Raw genomic sequence first — 17389 nt, 5'->3', positions numbered from 1 at the left:
CAAAAAGGCATGAGGCAAATAAACCGTTTGTTCCGACGCATAATGAAAGCCTTCGCCTCCGGGAATCGCTTTAACACTTCATTCCGCTTTTCTCCACTTTTTAAGTAAGCTTAATCGTTTATTATGTTTTCTTTGTAAGGCCACGCCTTCCTGCGGATCCGTGTTGCATTGCACCTCAACTATGCTGCCTTTGTTGATTTTTGGCGTTGGGGCAAATGATGAAGCGATTTCTTCATCAAAAACATGCGCCGCACATTTATACCAGTGATCGGCTATATTGCTTGATAATTGAATGCTCCTATCCGAAGAAGCAAGTACTCCTTCCAAAGCATTCACGAGATCAGAAACGAAGAGGGCATCCCCCGTATATTCTTTAGCAATGGCCGCTTCGATGACAGACGGTCCTTGTTGATTGATTCCCACTTCAAAACTCATTGCTTCCGATTGCCAAGGTCCATAAACCGTCGGTAAATATATGATTTTGGCAGAATCGATGCCTTCTATCGCGGATATGATGGATTGAAACAAACTCTCTTCTGCTACTGGCATGAACAGAACGATATTTGGCGTTTCGCTCAGGTCTTTCTTTTTGCATTTTTCAATGAACGAACCGATTTCACTTAACAGCAATTCAGTATTACCAAATTTCCCGTGATAAATATCGTAACAAGATATGAACACCGTGTCCTGACGAGCGATATCCAATAACTTAAGTTTATTTACCGGAAAGTATATATAGTTGGCGCTTCTGCCTATTTCAAGTTCCTTTTCTTCCATAATATATGGGCTGTCATCCTTATCAGCCCAATCTATCCCAATGACCTCTTCACCTTGGTTCAAAAAATATTGAGTCACATAGAAACCTATGAATTGATAAGTGCCTATCACAATATATGTCTGCATCAATACAGCCTCCTCATATGCCATCATTCTCGCTTCATCCGGCACGTCTAGTTTTTTTAGATGCTGTATCGTATGCAAACCATTGTGTAAATATATCCAAACTTACAAATACTCTTCATTTTGATTGAAAAATTTTTGGATTTGAGATGGGATTTTATAACGTTTTTCGGGCAATAAATACGTTAGCTGCAAGTCGGCCTTTCTGGCCAGCTGTATTTGTCTGTAAAGGGAGGCTTGCTCTTTCCGCATGCTTCCAAAAACCTGAATTACCTTCACCGGGATTTTCTCCGCGATTACCGGTTCTTCGGATTTCAAAATATAGCGTTCACATTCTGCTGGCTCGAGCTCATATGCAGCTGCCACCTCGGACAGCCATTTTTTATAGAAAAATTTATTTTCCTTTTCTTTTTCAAGCTGCGCTTTCAAGGAGAAAACCGGATCGATCAATACGACAGATCGGATATTATTGCCAAGTTCATTCATTAGCTTCAAAGCGAGGAGCGCGCCTGCACCCTCTGCCAATACATGAACCCTTTTATTGGCTATTTCCTTTTTCATGAAAAGTATATATAAGTTAAGGGAAAGATCCATTGCTTTAGGGCTGCCCCAGTTGGCTCCATATAGATTGGATGAAAATAACGTGTATCCGAATCCCTTTAAATATTCCAATATTTGCAGCCTGCCGGGGTGCTGAAGCCAAAAGCTGCTGTCTTTTTCGACAAAATGACTGCGATCTCCAATAACCAAAACGGAAAAACCACTGGGCCGCTCTGGATAATAGATGATATTCCATTGGTCGTCAATTTGAAAAGTTCGTTGTTCCATCGGTCTAACTCCTTTAAGGAATATTACTACTACTATATTAATTTATGACGTAAAATAGAAAGGGTCAGTGGAAACGCCTAACTTCTTATCTTAAATTAACCAAGCAGGGAGGATTTTTTCATCCATGGACCGCAATGATTTCCGTGATGACCTTTGATATCGACCCGCTTGGGCTGGAAGGTTCCTATCTGTGAATGCACTGAATTATTTAACGGGTATTATTAAAAACCCGTTTTAACTGCATATTAATTATGGTAAGATAAAAATGAATGTAGTGGAATGAGGTGAAATTTCGATGCGTTATGCTTGGACAATTTTTTGGACATTCTTATTAGTGCATATGACTGTATATGTTGTTTCTTCCATGATGGGAGTTTCATACGATGCTGCACAGGGAACGATTCTAGGAATAGCAGCTTCTATCCTGATCTTGATCATCCCTGCTATTTTGCCTGCTGGGCCAACAGAAGAAGACTCCCATCAGCATTAAGAAGCAAAAGAGGACATCCTATTAGGATGTCCTTTTTGTTATACCGCCCTTTTCTTTCGATTAAACTGAATTTCATATATTTAAAGGAGAACCAATTCATCATCATTAAGATCGATCGTTATCCCTTCTTTTAGACCGTCCGTCCCGGCTATGATTTGACGGGCGATTTTTGTTTCCAGATGCTTTTGGATGAATCGTTTCAAAGGCCTTGCACCATATACCGGATCATATCCTTGTTCGGCAATGAATTCCTTTGCGGCTTCAGTGACATTCAATCGAATATTCTGCTCGGTTAATCTCACTTGCAATTGCTGAACCATTTTTTCTACGATTTCAACGATTTCCTGTTTTGTAAGAGGTTTGAATAATACGATGTCGTCTACGCGATTCAAAAATTCCGGGCGGAAATGCCCTCTTAATTCTTTGAACACTTGATCTTTAATTTCCTCTTCGATGCCGCCATCATTCCTGCTGGACTGCAACAAGAAATGGGAACCTATATTTGAGGTCATGATGATCACCGTATTTTTACAGTTGATGGTTCTACCTTGGGAATCGGTAATCCTTCCATCATCGAGCAGTTGCAGCAAAATATTGAATACCTCAGGATGTGCCTTTTCGATTTCGTCCAATAATACGACTGAATATGGATTTCTCCTGATAGCCTCTGTTAGCTGGCCGCCTTCCTCAAAACCGACATATCCAGGAGGGGCTCCAACAAGACGGGAAGCGGAATGTTTCTCCATATATTCGGACATATCGATTCTAATCATATGTTCTTCACTATCGAATAACGTTTCTGCCAGTGCTTTTACCAATTCGGTTTTTCCCACACCGGTCGGTCCGAGGAAAATGAACGAGCCGATGGGCCTGTTTGGATCCTTGATTCCTGCCCTTGCCCTTAGAACTGCGTCAGAAACTAGTTCAACCGCTTCCCCTTGACCAATTACACGTTCATGGAGGATATCCGATAGACGAAGCAGTTTCTCCCTTTCGCTTTCCACCAGCTTGCTGACAGGAATGCCCGTCCACCTTGCCACGATCGAAGCAATTTCTTCTTCCGTTACTTCTTGACGAAGTAATCGTGACTCCTGTTTTTCTTGTTCCAATTCATCCTCCATCGCTTCCAATTCTTTTTGAAGCTCGGGAATCCTCCCGTGCCGGAGCTCCGCTGCCCGATTAAGGTCATAATCATTCTCAGCCTGCTCCAATTCATGACGCAGCTTCTCCAGCTCTTCACGTTGGTCCTGAACCTTTTGAAGTGCTGACTTCTCCATTTGCCATTTGGATTTCATTCCATTCGCCTGATCTTGAAGTTCCGAAAGTTCTTTTTGCAGCACTTCCAGCCTTGCGATACTTTGGGGATCTTCTTCATTCTTCAAGGCCGCTTCTTCAATCTCTAGCTGCATGATCTTTCTCGTGATTTCATCCAGCTCCGATGGCATTGAATCGATTTCCATCCGGATCATGGCACAAGCTTCATCAACAAGATCGATTGCTTTATCCGGCAAGAACCGCTCCGTTATATATCGGTTGGAGAGAACGGAGGCTGCCACGATCGCCCGGTCATGAATCCTGACCCCATGGTGAATTTCAAACCGTTCCTTCAGCCCCCGCAAGATGGAAATGGTATCTTCCACATCGGGCTCTGTCACGAGTACCTGCTGGAAACGACGCTCCAGAGCTGGGTCCTTTTCGATATATTTTCGATATTCATCCAAGGTAGTTGCCCCGATGCAATGAAGCTCGCCACGCGCAAGCATAGGCTTCAGCATATTACCGGCATCCAATGCCCCATCCGTTCTGCCTGCGCCGACGATGGTATGCAATTCATCTATGAATAACAAAATTTTACCATCACTTTTTTTAATTTCATTCAATACGGCTTTTAGACGTTCCTCAAATTCGCCACGGAATTTTGCGCCTGCGACAAGCGCGCTCATGTCCAGTGAAAAAACGGTCTTGTCCTTCAATCCTTCCGGGACGTCCTTCCTGACGATCCTTTGGGCCAGCCCCTCGACAATCGCGGTTTTTCCAACCCCAGGCTCACCTATCAATACGGGGTTGTTTTTTGTTTTACGTGAAAGGATTCGAATGACGTTTCGAATTTCCGTATCACGTCCTATGACAGGATCGACCTTCCCCGTTTTAACTTCAGCAACGAGGTCTCTGCCGTATTTTTTCAATACTTCATATGTGCTTTCAGGATTTTGACTAGTCACTCGCTGATTCCCCCTTATATCCTGTATGATCATTTTCGCTTTATCGTAATCCATTCCAAATGATGAAAAAAGCTTGATAACATTCGCTTTACTGCCTTTCAATACTGCAAGCAGGATATGTTCGACTGATAAATATTCATCCTCCCACACCAGCATTTCCTTTTCGGCGGCTGTCACGATCTGCTGAAGTGAAGGTGACATGTAAATCTGGGAATCACCCCCGCTTACTTCCGGCAAACGATCGAGCTCCTTATTCAGCTCCATTTCGAATTGATCAAGCGATTTATCGGATTCCGATAAAATCCTGACCAATATACTATCATCCTGCCCCAGGAGATTCTTCAATAAATGAAGCTCCGTCAACTCCGGATTCCCTCTTTCGCTGGCTAGCTCTTGTCCCCCGATGAATGCTTGCTGGGTTCTTTCGGTCATTCTATTCATATCCATCCTAAAAACCTCCCATCTATTACATGAACGATTTAAGTTTGACCAATTTTGACCTTTATACTTTTATTATACTTCTAATTTTCCCCATGTAAAGGAAAGTTAACATGAATCCACAATGTAAGTTAAGAAAAAGGAAAAAACCTTTCTTCATGACGAAGAAAGGTCAGACTATAGACAAACTCGATGAAAATCGAATTTGTCATTGGTTATGAGTTGTACAATGTGGCCGTTGCATTCCTCTTTAAGCACACGCTTTCAACGGGCGTTCCGGGAGCCTCTTCGGCATTCAGCCTGCGGGGTCTCCCGTGATGCGCATTTCCCGCAGGAGTCCCGTACCGTCCGTTCCAATCAACTTTGTTTTACCTTCTAGATAGAACATGTTTGCCTATGAGGTGATGAGGATGCAGCGAGACCCATGGAAACGTTACATTCCCTCACGGAAATTGCATGAGGTGACATCAGAATTTCCTAACCAATCCTATATCCCCTCACCAACACGCCTCACGCGGTTTTCAAGGTAGCCGATTTTATCGATTTCGATCTTGACCACATCACCATCTTTCAAAAACACTTGCGGGCTGCGCGCAAATCCCACTCCACCAGGCGTTCCAGTGAGCACGATGTCTCCTGGTTCGAGGGTCATTAAATTCGATAAAAATTCAATTAAATATTTCACATCAAATACGAAGTTGGATGTATTCGTTTTTTGCCGTTCTTCTCCATTCACCGTTAATCGAACATGTAAACCGGATGGTTCGGGCAGCTCGTCGGAAGTCACCAACCAAGGTCCCATCGGAGCACTTCCATCTACCGTTTTGCCTTGAAGCCACTCAATTGTACGCCGTTGGATGTCGCGATACGTAACATCATTGGCAATCGTGTAACCTGCTACATAATCAAGAGCATCTTCTTGTGACACTTGGCGTGTCCTTTGTCCGATGACAAATGCGAATTCAGCTTCATAATCAAGCTGTTCAGAGATCGGGAAGAAGGGGATGTCATCCTGGGGTCCGATCACTGCATTCGTGTACTTGGCGAATACAACGGGAAAAAGTGGCAATTCACGCCCCATTTCTGCAATATGCTCACGATAGTTTTGGCCAACACAGATGATTTTTCCTGGATTTTGGACGGGTGCCTCAAGTTTTATATCCTCCATTGCATGTATCAATTTATGTCGAAATGATTCACGATTATCGATAGCATAGTCAGCCGCCTTCTTGGCAATGGCCATGCTTTCCTTGCCCCCCTGTAAAAAATCGACCATCGATGCGGGGACATACGCGTTTGCAATTTGTTCACTGCGCAGCTTCCCTTCACTTTCAAGAAATGCTTGATAAGCATAATTCAAGTCCACTATTTCATCATTGGGGTAAAGCGCTCCAATCCGTTTAAACCCTTCATTACTGAAAGTCACTAATTTCATATCCCATTCTCCTTTACTAATCACTTTTATTGGTGGTTGCTCATGGACGCAGCCAAGCCCACTTCATTTGTTTATGTATAAATGATTCAATATTCGGAAATTCGCTTATTTTCTATATCATTATAAAACTCCCATAATCCACATGGCAAATGGATGATATGCAAGACTATCAATCTTTTTATTCGGGAATAAAAACAAGGCAGGGAAATTGCTGAGTCAAATCATATTAAGAAGATAAGGAAAAGGAGTATTCCCTCCTTTTCCCTGCTTTAAGTTTTTTCAAGGCTTCCGCTGATAAGTCCATATCCGGTTATGATTGGATGTTTCAGGAAAGGAATCTCCTGCATCGAGTTTTACCATTTTCGGATTAACAACCGTACTGCCCGTTTCACCGATCTCTACGTAGGTCCCATTATTAGGTGCCTTCTGACCTGGCTTGAATTGACGATTTTGCCCCATAGATTTCACCCCTTTACATGCTTTCCTTGTTATTATTGCCAGGATTTTTCCTTTCATGTCTGAAAAATTAAGGACAAAAAGGAAATCCGCAGATAAAAAAGGCGTCCGCTCAGTGAGCGGACACCTCATAGGTTAAGACATTAAATCCACTAAAACCGCTTTCTGCGCATGAAGACGATTACCAGCTTGATGGAAAACGACGGAATTAGGTCCATCGATGACTTCACCGGTTACTTCCTCTCCCCTATGTGCAGGAAGGCAATGCATGAATAAATAGTCGTCTTTAGCCAGTTTGACTAGTTCGTTGTTGATTTGATGATCCTTAAACGCTTCCAAGCGGATTCCATTCTCGATTTCCTGCCCCATGGACGTCCAGACATCGGAATAAACGATGTCCGCATTTTGTATCGCTTCCTGGGCTGATGTCGTCACAACAATATTGCTTCCCGTCTTTTCTGCCACTTTTTGCGCATAGCTGACGACTTTTTCATCAGGCTTGTAGGCCTCGGGGCATCCAATGGAAAAGTCCACACCCATTTTTGCACAGCCGACCATCAAGGAATTCGCGACATTATTGCCATCTCCGATATAACTCATCTTCAAACCTTTTAGCTTCCCTTTAATCTCGATGATGGTCAAAAAGTCAGCCAGCACCTGACACGGATGTGCAAGATCTGTTAGTCCATTGATGACTGGAATGGACGCATTTCCCGCCAATTCCAGGATTTTTTCATGTTCGAACGTACGGATCATGATGCCATCAATATACTCCGAAAGAACTTTAGCCGTATCGGAAATGGTTTCACCGCGACCTATTTGCAGATCATTTCCACTTAAGAACAAGGCGTGTCCGCCAAGCTGCATCATGCCCACTTCAAAAGATACACGGGTTCTGGTCGATGATTTTTCAAAAATCATCCCAAGTGTCTTTCCTTTTAAAGGTGTATATTCCTCGCCAACCTGTAATTTACCCTTAATCTCCTGAGCCAGCTTTAACAGTTCTGCTATCTCTGTAGGTTCAGACTCTTTCATCGTCAAAAAATCTTTTCCATTTAAAATCTTGGCGCGTTCCGGTACTATAATCGGGCTCATGCGTGTGACACTCCTTTCGAATAGGTTACAAGCCAATCCTGAAGCGAGGTTACTTCTAGGTCAGCATTACCTGCAGATTGCAGATATGCCTTGAAGGTCTCTTCTTCCGTAAACGCAAGCAACCGGTATTTTGCGGCCATAAGTCTTAGCTTCTTATCTTCTGCCGTTGTTCCATAAGCCAACACGATCGCGGCATTCCCGTCCTTCAGCCATTTTTCAAAGTCCGTGTCACACAGGATCAAACCGGCTTCCGTGATTTGCTCAAGCAATCCTGAACTTAGTTGGACTGAGTTGGATTGGTAAACACCTGAAGCATGTTTGGCTTTTTGAGCATGGAATACTTTAGCCAAAGCTTCTTTTACCGTTTTACCAACGGCGATTCCCTCACCTGTCGATTTCATTTCCGGACCTACCTTGGAGTCAAGCCCACTTAAGGCAAACGTTGAGAATACTGGGTATTTGACGACTTTATACGGAATGTCTTCCATTAATCCCGTTTTTTCGAATACATTCGACAATAAATATTTCCCAAGCAATATTTTTGTTGCGACTTGCACTAAAGATACATCTGTGACTTTACTGATGATCGGAATGGTCCGGCTTGCACGCGGATTTACTTCCAATACATATACGCTGCTTCCTTCAATCACGTATTGGATGTTCATAAGTCCTTTATAGCCTAGCTCTGTAACTAGCTTTTGGGCATAAAGGGTCATTTTCGCTTTCATTTCATCACTTAAGGTTTGTGCCGGCAATAAGGCCATGCTATCTCCTGAATGGACGCCTGCCTTTTCAACATGTTCAGCAATGATTGGAATATATAGATCCACTCCATCCGCAATCAAATCAATTTCCGCTTCTTTCCCTGGTATATAGGAATCGATCAGCACGGGGTAAACGAGTGCGGCCCCATTTTTCATCCTTTGGATCAAGCCTTCCTTCGAACGGATTATTTCCATCCCTTGGCCGCCAATTACATAGGATGGACGCAATAGGACTGGAAAGCCGATTGCCTCGGAACGCTCCATTAACTGCCGTTCATCATTCGCCATCGAACCTGGGACATGCGGGATCTCCAACTTTTGCAGAAGTTGATAAAAACGATCGCGATCCTCCAATTGATCAAGTGTATCGAATGTGGTGCCCAACAAGTTCACACCGTAATCTTCAAGACCCTTTGCCAAGTTTATCGCGGTCTGTCCTCCAAATTGGACGATAACATCATCGATATCCTCCACTTCAATTACATTAAGCACATACTCCAATGTTAACGGCTCGAAGTAAAGGCGGTCTGCTGTGGCAAAATCGGTACTTACCGTTTCCGGATTATTGTTGATCATGATGGTTTCAACATTTTCATCCTGGAGTGCATAAACTCCATGCACGGAACAGTAATCGAATTCAATTCCCTGTCCGATCCGGATAGGACCGCTGCCGATCATCAAGACCTTCTTTTTATTGGTTTTCTTCTGCTCATTCTCACCGAAATATGTCGAATAATGATAGTTCGTATGTGAACTGAACTCAGCTGCACAAGTATCGACCGTTTTGTATACAGCGGTAACTCCGAGCGCTTTTCGATGTGTCCTCACTTCCATTTCACTTACATTCCACACGGACGCAAGGTAACGATCGGAAAACCCCTTTTCTTTGAATAACTGAAGTTCTTCTTTTGTTACCGATTCGATTGACTTGGACGTGATTTCAGTTTCCTTGGCGATAAGCGAAGCGAAGGAATGAAGGAAGAAATAATCAATGATCGTCGCTTCATGGATTTCTTCAACGGTCACACCTTTACGAAGCATTTCAAATATGATGAAAATCCGTTCGTCGGATTTTTCGGCAAGTTTGCCCCAAAGTTCGGGAACGGATTTATCCCTCAATGATAAAAGCTGCAGGCCATTCGTTTTTAGTTCCAATGAATCGACAGCCTTTTGAACCCCGCCCTCAAAGCTGCGGTGTAAAGCCATCACTTCACCCGTTGCCTTCATTTGTGTTCCCAATTTTCTGTTTGCGGCCGTGAATTTATCGAATGGCCACCTTGGGAACTTCACGGCTACATAGTCAAGGGCAGGCTCAAAGCTTGAATATGTACTTTTCGTTACAGGATTGATTAATTCGGATAAATGATAGCCGACGGCGAGCTTTGCGGCGATGCGGGCAATTGGATATCCGGTTGCCTTGGAAGCCAATGCCGATGAACGGCTGACGCGCGGATTCACTTCTATCAGATAATATTGTTTGCTATGTGGATCAAGTGCGAATTGAATGTTACAACCCCCGATGATGCCTAAAGCAGAGATGATCTTGATCGATGCGGCACGCAGCATCTGAAACTCATCGTCCGACAAGGTCTGAGAAGGTGCCACGACGATGGAATCGCCTGTATGGATACCGACGGGATCGATATTTTCCATATTGCAGATGGTGATGCACGTATTGTTGCCATCGCGCATGACCTCATATTCGACTTCTTTATATCCAGCTATGCTTCTTTCAATCAAGCATTGTGTAATCGGGCTTTCTTGGAGACCGCCCCGAACTAGTTCCTTGAATGTCTCCAAAGAATCAGCAATTCCGCCACCTGTGCCGCCAAGTGTATAGGCAGGCCGAACGATGATGGGAAAACCGATTTTTTCCGCGAAAGCTTGCGCCTCTTCCAATGTATGAACGATTGTACTGTCCGGAACAGGCTCATCAATTTCAAGCATCAGCTCCCGGAACAATTCACGATCTTCACCCTTTTTGATCGAGTCGATCGGTGTACCTAATAGTTTCACATCATACTGCTTGAGTACACCTGCATCATCCAATTGATAGGCAAGATTCAAACCTGTTTGGCCCCCTAAAGTAGCGAGCAGGCCATCAGGCTTTTCTTTGGCAATGATTTTTTCCAGCACATCCACTGTCAACGGTTCAAAATAGACAGCATCCGCATTCATGTCATCCGTCATGATCGTTGCCGGGTTATTGTTCACAAGAATGACCTTATATCCTTCTTCTTTTAAAGCTAGGCAGGCTTGTGTACCTGCATAATCGAATTCGGCAGCCTGCCCGATGACAATCGGCCCCGAACCAATCACTAAAATCGTCTGTATCGTGTTGTCCTTAGGCATAGGCTTTTTCTCTCCCGCTATAGTCATTTATCATTTGTAAAAAGTCATTGAATAGTTGTGAACTCTCGTTTGGTCCTGGATTTGCCTCAGGGTGGTACTGGGTAGTGAAAATTGGCAGGTCTTCATGCATAAGGCCCTCAACCGTGCTATCATTGACATTCCTGAAACGAACTTGAAGCGATGTCCCCTGCAAGCTTGGTTCATCCACCTCATAACTATGATTTTGAGAACTCATATACACCTTTTTCGTTTTCAAATCGACCACGGGCTGATTCGCACCGCGATGTCCAAACAGCATTTTTTTTGTATTCCCACCGAAGGCAAGGGCCGTTAATTGATGACCGAGGCAGATGCCCATCGTCGGGAATTTCGTAATGATCTTTTTTAAGTTCCCTAAAAGATATTCCAGCTGTTTTGGATCCCCAGGCCCATTTGAAAGCAAAATCCCATCCGGCTGCAGCTCCTTGATCTGTTCGAATCCAGTGTCAAATGGTACGACCGAGACTCTGCAGCCTTGCTCAACCAACGAGTCCAAAATGGATTTCTTATATCCGAAGTCCATCATCACTACGTGCTTGTCACCTTCTCCAAAGCTCTCTACCACCTTTGTGGATACTTCGGCGACATGGGCTGCCAAATCATTCTGGCTTGGTTTGACCGTGAATCCTTCTTCCGCTGTGATGACGGCCTGCATCGAGCCTTCCTGTCTAATCTTTTTAACGACCGCCCGTGTATCAACATGGCTTAACAGCGGAATTGCCCATTTTTCTAAATATTCCCCAAGTGAATATTTTGCCTGATAATGGGAATGGCTCATATTCCCTTCGTAAACAATGACGCCGGCAACATGCGGCTTTTTGCTTTCAAAATCATTTTCATTGATTCCATAGTTTCCAATGAGGGGATATGTGAAAATGACAATTTGGTCCTTATAGGAGGGATCGGTCAATACCTCTTGATATCCGGTCATTCCCGTAAAAAAGACAATCTCTCCACAGGTTGCTTTTTCAGTGGGTCCAGTAAGCAATTCCCCTTCAAAAACGGAACCATTCTCTAAATATAGATAGTTTTTCATGTTCTTCACCTCTGTAGTGGACTGCGTATATTTATATATACAATAGCATAATTATTCATTTTACTCTATAAAAATTCAATCAATTTAGATTGTTTGCTTTATTGACAATATTTCTTCTATTTTCACGACCGCCATATCTATTTCTGACTCGGTGACTGTAAGCGAGGGGAGCAGCCGGAGAACCTTAGGTCCTGCGCTCAATACAAGTAAACCTTCTTCTTGAAGCTCAGCCAGGAATTCCTGAACTTCTTGTTCACATTCAATCCCGATCATCATTCCAAGCCCGCGGATCTCCTTCACTTTGACGGAATTCTTCAACGCCTTTGCCAATGCACTCCTAAGATATTCAGCTTTATTCACGATTTCTTTTAAAAACCCTTCTTTGAAAATTTCCTTTAAAACAGCTTCCGCTGCCGAGATGCTAACAGGGTTGCCGCCAAAAGTTGAGCCATGGCTTCCCGGATTGAAATGCTCCGAAAGCATTTCACGTCCGATCATCGCTCCGATCGGCAGGCCATTTCCAAGACCCTTTGCCGAGGTGATGATATCCGGTTGGACATTATAATGCTGAAAGGCAAATGGTTTTCCCGTCCGTCCTATCCCAGTCTGTATTTCATCAATGATTAATAGAGCCCCATGTTTTTTGCAGTGCGTCTGGATCGTGTCCAAATACGATTGGTTTATGACATGGATACCACCCTCTCCCTGAACGATTTCAATCATGACAGCGGCTGTCTTCTCATCAATCGCAGCTACCATGGCATCATTGTCATTAAACGGGACATATTCAAAGCACTCAAGCATCGGCCCGAATCCAGTCTTGATTTTTTCCTGTCCCGTTGCTGCCATCGTTGCAAATGTCCGTCCGTGGAAAGACTGCTGGCATGTGATGATTTTACTTTTCCCGGTAGCTTTACGTGCCAGTTTGATGGCAGCCTCATTCGCTTCCGCACCGCTGTTGGCAAAAAACACCTGACTTAAACCGGAGGCATCCGTCAGCATTTTTGCCGTGCGCTCCTGAATCGAACTCTGAAACATATTCGATACATGCCAATATTTATTTAGCTGTTCCGTGACGGCCAACTTTATCGACTCATGGCAATGCCCAAGATTCAAAACCCCGATTCCCGACGTAAAGTCCAGGTACTCTTTACCTGTCGTACTTGTAATCTTCATTCCTATCGCTGTATCCGGCTCAATGTTCCACCTTGCATATGTAGGAAATAAATAACTCATTGAATGACCCCCTCTTCCTGAAGAAATTTCGTGCCGATGAACTGTCCAGCTTCATAAAAATGATCTTTCCCGCTAACGATCATCACTTCCCCAACCCCCTTATTGAGCACCGACAGTGCTGTATTGACCTTCGGGATCATTCCGCCATGGATGCTCCCATCCAAGATCAAGCCCAATGTTTCCGTTTCAGTCAAACTCTCAATGATTTGCTCATCCTTTAAAACCCCTTTTACATCGGTCACAAATAAACACATTTCTGCAGAGAGTGCCTTCGCTACAGAGCCTGCAGCCATATCGGCATTCACATTCATTTTGGTGCCCTCACCCGTTATCGAGATTGGTGTCAATACCGGACAATATCCCTTTTCCAATAAAATCCCCAGCAATTCCGGATTGACTTGCTGTATCTCTCCAACAGCTCCCAGTTTTTGTTCATCGATAAACCCGCCTGTAAGAATCCCGCCATCAGATCCATTCAAGCCCACTGCCCGAATTCCGTGCGTTTCCAGTTTATGAACGAGACTTCGGTTCGATTTGCCAGCCAGCATGAGTTCGACGATTCCCAATACTTCCGCGGTCGTCTTTCTTAACCCGTCCTCAAAGATTGGCTCGATCTCGAATTTTTCCATCATCGAATTGATATCAGGACCGCCGCCATGAACAAAGACAATATGATAGCCGCGATCCTGCAGCTGATTGACACTATGGAAAAAAGACTCCGATAACTCATTAATGATGCTGCCCCCGCACTTGATGACCAATATATTCATCCTTGTCAACACCCCTTAAGAACGATAGCTTCCGTTTATTTTTACGTAGTCATATGTTAAATCACAGCCCCATGCCGTTCCTATTTCCTGCCCATCCTTCAAAAAGACATGAATGATGATATTTTCATTTTCAAGGTAGGCCTTTGCTTCTTCCTCAGAAAATAGGACCGGTTCACCATCTTTAAGTACGACAATATCACCAAATACGATCGTTGCTTGATCAGGCTGGAATTCCACTCCGCTTCTTCCCATCGCCGCTATGATTCGTCCCCAGTTCGCATCAGCGCCAAACGCTGCCGTTTTCACTAGATTCGAACCCACGATCGTCTTCGCCATCATCTGGCAATCTTGCTTTGTATGCATCCCATGGACATTCACTTCTATCAGCTTCGTGGCCCCTTCCCCGTCTTTGGCGATTTGTTTGGCCAGATTTTCGGAAGTTTGTTTCAGTAATTCCAAGAAAATGGACCATTGATGATGTGTGGGTGTCAAAGGTTCATTATTCGCCTCTCCATTCGCCAGCACCAATACCATGTCATTCGTGGAACAATCGCCATCGACCGTGATTTGATTGAAGGTATCATTCGTAATTGAGGACAAGGCAAGCTGTAAGTCCGCAGATTCGATGACAGCGTCCGTTGTTATGAAACCGAGCATGGTGGCCATGTTTGGATGAATCATTCCCGACCCTTTCGCCGCTCCGCCCATTTTCACGGTTTTGCCGTCGATGACCGTTTCATAGCCGCAGCTCTTGGTTACGATATCCGTTGTTAAAATGGCAGTTCCAAAATCTTCAGCAGCCCCGGGTGTATGATTTGGCTGCAATACGTCTATGCCTTTTTTCACTTTTTCCATTTCCATGTATTCTCCGATGACACCGGTAGAAGCGACTGCGAATGCATGATCCTCCAAGCCGAATTTTTGCGCCGCCAGCTTTCTCATTTCCTTTGCATCCTTTATGCCTTGTTCTCCAGTACAAGCATTCGCACATGCACTATTGACCACGATACCGTGAAGTTTCCCTGTAGCCGCAATGCTATCCTTGGTTACATCGATTGGAGCCGCTTGAACTAAATTTTGGGTATAAACCGCAGCGGCTGAAGCTGGTGTCTCGGTAAAAATGATGCCAACGTCTTTTTTTGAGTACCGCAATCCAGCATGGACCCCTGATGCCTTGAAGCCTTGTGCAATTAAGATGTTTCCGTCTTTAATCTGTTTGATTTCTTCAACTGTCTGTAATGTATTCATTTTTCTCCTCCATATTTTAAGGATAAAGGGGACTGTTCCAAAGCCCTGCCGTTTCTTCCAGTCCCATTAATAGATTGGCATTTTGAATGGCCTGGCCTGCAGCACCCTTCATTAAATTATCAATGACCGAAACCACCGTTACTTTACCAGTTCTTTCATCATGGGCGACACCGACATCACAGAAATTCGATCCGTACACCTGTTTCGTGGATGGAAATTGAGCGAGCGGCTGTACCCGGACAAATGGATGATCCTCGTAAACTGTTTTGTATAAGTCGACCAATTCCTCCGATGAGGTTTGACGATCCACCTTTATATACATCGTTGCCATTATCCCCCTAGTCATCGGGACGAGATGGGTATTGAAGGTAATGGGTTGTATAGGCTGCATACCCTGCGACCATCGTCCAAGCTGCTGTTCGATTTCCGGTATATGTTGATGCTGATTCACTTTATATATTTTGAAGTTCTCATTCATCTCGCTAAAATGTGTAACGGCTGAAGGGGTTTTACCCGCTCCGGAAACTCCGGATTTCGCGTCGATCACCACATCTGAAGCTGCGCCAGCCAACCCTTCCGTATATAAAGGAGCAAGCCCTAGAAGTGATGCCGTAGGGTAGCACCCTGGATTGGCAACAATATTCGATTTCTTTATCGCTTTTGCATTCCATTCAGACAATCCGTATACGGCTTCTTCAATGATGGGCTTTGGCGCTGCCGGTTTCTTATACCAGTATTCATATTCACCCGGGATTTGAAGCCTAAGATCACCGGATAAATCAATCACCTTAATATCAAGGTCTGAAAATTCCGAAATCAACTGCGAAGATACACCTGAAGGGGTGGCAAGGAATACAATATCCGAGTTTTTAGCAATCGCCTCCGGATCAATTTTTTCCAATTTGTCTTTCATATGCATTAAATGTGCATTTTCTTCATGTAAACTTCGACCAAATTGGGATGAAGTATGTAATGATTTGATTTTGAATTGCGGATGATTATTCAAAATCCTGATTAATTCCAGCCCTCCATAACCTGTGGCGCCTACAATTGATACAAACACATTAACCAACTCCTGTATTTTTTTGTCCCTGTCATTATTTGATTCTATTATTATATGACTGAATAAAAATAAAATCAAATGTATTTTTATAAAATTTCAGTCTTTAATTTCAATAGGCAATTCCTCTTCAACCAAATTCTACATTTAACCAAATATGTTGACCGCTAGGGAGTTTTCCGTTTAAATCAAAGGTAGTAATTGGATATCCCTTTACTTGAAAGGTGGTTATTAACATGAATGGATTAGCGTTATCAAACCGGTTGCATGCCCTTTTAGATAATAGACGGCACATTAAACATATGGAAAAAGGATGCTTCCTTTTTCAGGAAAGCACCCCCGCAAATGATTTATATTACATATTGAGCGGCAAAGTGGAGCTGAGCAAGGTTGTTCCGGACGGTCGGGATTTAACTTTGCGCATTTGTTCGGAGAATGACTTGGTTGGAGAAACCATCCTTTTTTCTCTAAATCCAAAATATATGATGAACGCAAAAATGTTGGAGGATGGCAATTTGGCGGTTATATCAAAAGAAGCGCTGGAACAGAAAATTTCCTCCGATAGCAGCCTTGCAATCGAGATGATAACTTGGTTGTCCGCTCAAAATCGCAAAAATCAAGCGAAATTCCGCGATATGCTCCTGCACGGAAAAAAAGGAGCATTTTATTCTACCCTCATCCGTTTATCAAATAGCTATGGTAAGGAAGTTGCAGAAGGCAAAGTCATCAATTTTCCCTTTACAAACCAAGAACTCGCCAATTTTTGCGGGTCATCACGTGAGGTGGTCAATCGATTGCTCTCTCATTTAAGGAAAAATGATGTCGTCTCCATCAAAAAGGGGATCATTACGATTCTTGACATTGATTATTTAAAACAAGAGATCGATTGTGAAAACTGTCCAATCGAAATCTGCACGATCGATTGAAGCCGCCTCCCTAAAAGAGACAATGCATAATGCCATACTCATACATCCCCACCGGGACCATGGCCTTATTTTCCTTGCTGCGGGTTCGTTAACA

General features: G+C 43.7%; 14 protein-coding genes. 2 read left to right on the top strand and 12 right to left on the bottom strand.

Annotated elements, in window-relative coordinates:
* Positions 1–78: 78 nt before the first annotated feature.
* On the bottom strand, positions 79–903 hold the full coding sequence (locus CVN76_RS27395) for a hypothetical protein (protein ID WP_100533827.1): 825 nt from the start codon (positions 901–903) through the stop codon (positions 79–81).
* Positions 904–1005: 102 nt separating this feature from the next.
* Positions 1006–1728, bottom strand: coding sequence for an alpha/beta hydrolase (locus tag CVN76_RS27390; RefSeq protein ID WP_100533826.1), 723 nt, complete (start codon positions 1726–1728; stop codon positions 1006–1008).
* Between the two features lie 295 nt (positions 1729–2023).
* Here CVN76_RS27390 and CVN76_RS27385 point away from each other — a divergent pair, with 295 nt between their 5' ends.
* Positions 2024–2218: a YjzD family protein gene (locus CVN76_RS27385; protein ID WP_100533825.1), complete on the top strand. Its 195-nt coding sequence runs from the start codon at positions 2024–2026 to the stop codon at positions 2216–2218.
* Positions 2219–2298: 80 nt separating this feature from the next.
* Here the strand turns inward: CVN76_RS27385 and clpB are convergent, their stop codons facing one another.
* The 10 genes from clpB to argC all read right to left on the bottom strand — a co-directional run bounded on the left by clpB (position 2299) and on the right by argC (position 16372).
* On the bottom strand, positions 2299–4887 hold the full coding sequence (gene clpB, locus CVN76_RS27380) for an ATP-dependent chaperone ClpB (protein ID WP_100533824.1): 2589 nt from the start codon (positions 4885–4887) through the stop codon (positions 2299–2301).
* A gap of 478 nt (positions 4888–5365) precedes the next feature.
* Positions 5366–6313, bottom strand: a complete 948-nt coding sequence (locus tag CVN76_RS27375; protein WP_100533823.1) for a fumarylacetoacetate hydrolase family protein — start codon at positions 6311–6313, stop codon at positions 5366–5368.
* Positions 6314–6592: 279 nt separating this feature from the next.
* A complete protein-coding gene (locus tag CVN76_RS27370; RefSeq protein WP_061143036.1) occupies positions 6593–6772 on the bottom strand; it encodes a YjzC family protein in 180 nt (59 codons plus the stop codon).
* A gap of 132 nt (positions 6773–6904) precedes the next feature.
* The gene (gene argF, locus CVN76_RS27365; RefSeq protein ID WP_100533822.1) at positions 6905–7864 is read right to left on the bottom strand and encodes an ornithine carbamoyltransferase; all 960 of its coding nucleotides are present in this window, start codon (positions 7862–7864) and stop codon (positions 6905–6907) included.
* On the bottom strand, positions 7861–10980 hold the full coding sequence (locus CVN76_RS27360) for a carbamoyl phosphate synthase large subunit (RefSeq protein ID WP_100533821.1): 3120 nt from the start codon (positions 10978–10980) through the stop codon (positions 7861–7863). Before CVN76_RS27360 ends, argF begins: the two co-directional genes overlap by 4 nt.
* A complete protein-coding gene (locus CVN76_RS27355) occupies positions 10973–12055 on the bottom strand; it encodes a carbamoyl phosphate synthase small subunit (protein WP_100533820.1) in 1083 nt (360 codons plus the stop codon). The genes CVN76_RS27360 and CVN76_RS27355 overlap by 8 nt, the downstream gene beginning before the upstream one ends.
* Before the next feature lie 84 nt (positions 12056–12139).
* Positions 12140–13291, bottom strand: a complete 1152-nt coding sequence (locus CVN76_RS27350; RefSeq protein ID WP_100533819.1) for an acetylornithine transaminase — start codon at positions 13289–13291, stop codon at positions 12140–12142.
* Positions 13288–14061, bottom strand: a complete 774-nt coding sequence (gene argB / locus CVN76_RS27345; protein ID WP_100533818.1) for an acetylglutamate kinase — start codon at positions 14059–14061, stop codon at positions 13288–13290. The genes CVN76_RS27350 and argB overlap by 4 nt, the downstream gene beginning before the upstream one ends.
* 15 nt (positions 14062–14076) lie before the next feature.
* Positions 14077–15309, bottom strand: a complete 1233-nt coding sequence (gene argJ, locus CVN76_RS27340; RefSeq protein ID WP_100533817.1) for a bifunctional ornithine acetyltransferase/N-acetylglutamate synthase — start codon at positions 15307–15309, stop codon at positions 14077–14079.
* 16 nt (positions 15310–15325) lie between these two features.
* Positions 15326–16372, bottom strand: a complete 1047-nt coding sequence (gene argC, locus CVN76_RS27335; RefSeq protein WP_100533816.1) for an N-acetyl-gamma-glutamyl-phosphate reductase — start codon at positions 16370–16372, stop codon at positions 15326–15328.
* Between the two features lie 233 nt (positions 16373–16605).
* On the opposite strand from argC, the gene CVN76_RS27330 reads away from it, so the two are divergent.
* Positions 16606–17295, top strand: a complete 690-nt coding sequence (locus CVN76_RS27330) for a Crp/Fnr family transcriptional regulator (RefSeq protein ID WP_100533815.1) — start codon at positions 16606–16608, stop codon at positions 17293–17295.
* Positions 17296–17389 lie beyond the last annotated feature (94 nt).

The organism is Bacillus sp. mrc49 (genome assembly GCF_002803435.1).
Note: the sequence above shows the minus strand (reverse complement) of the source record. Positions and strands in the feature narration are given on the sequence as shown.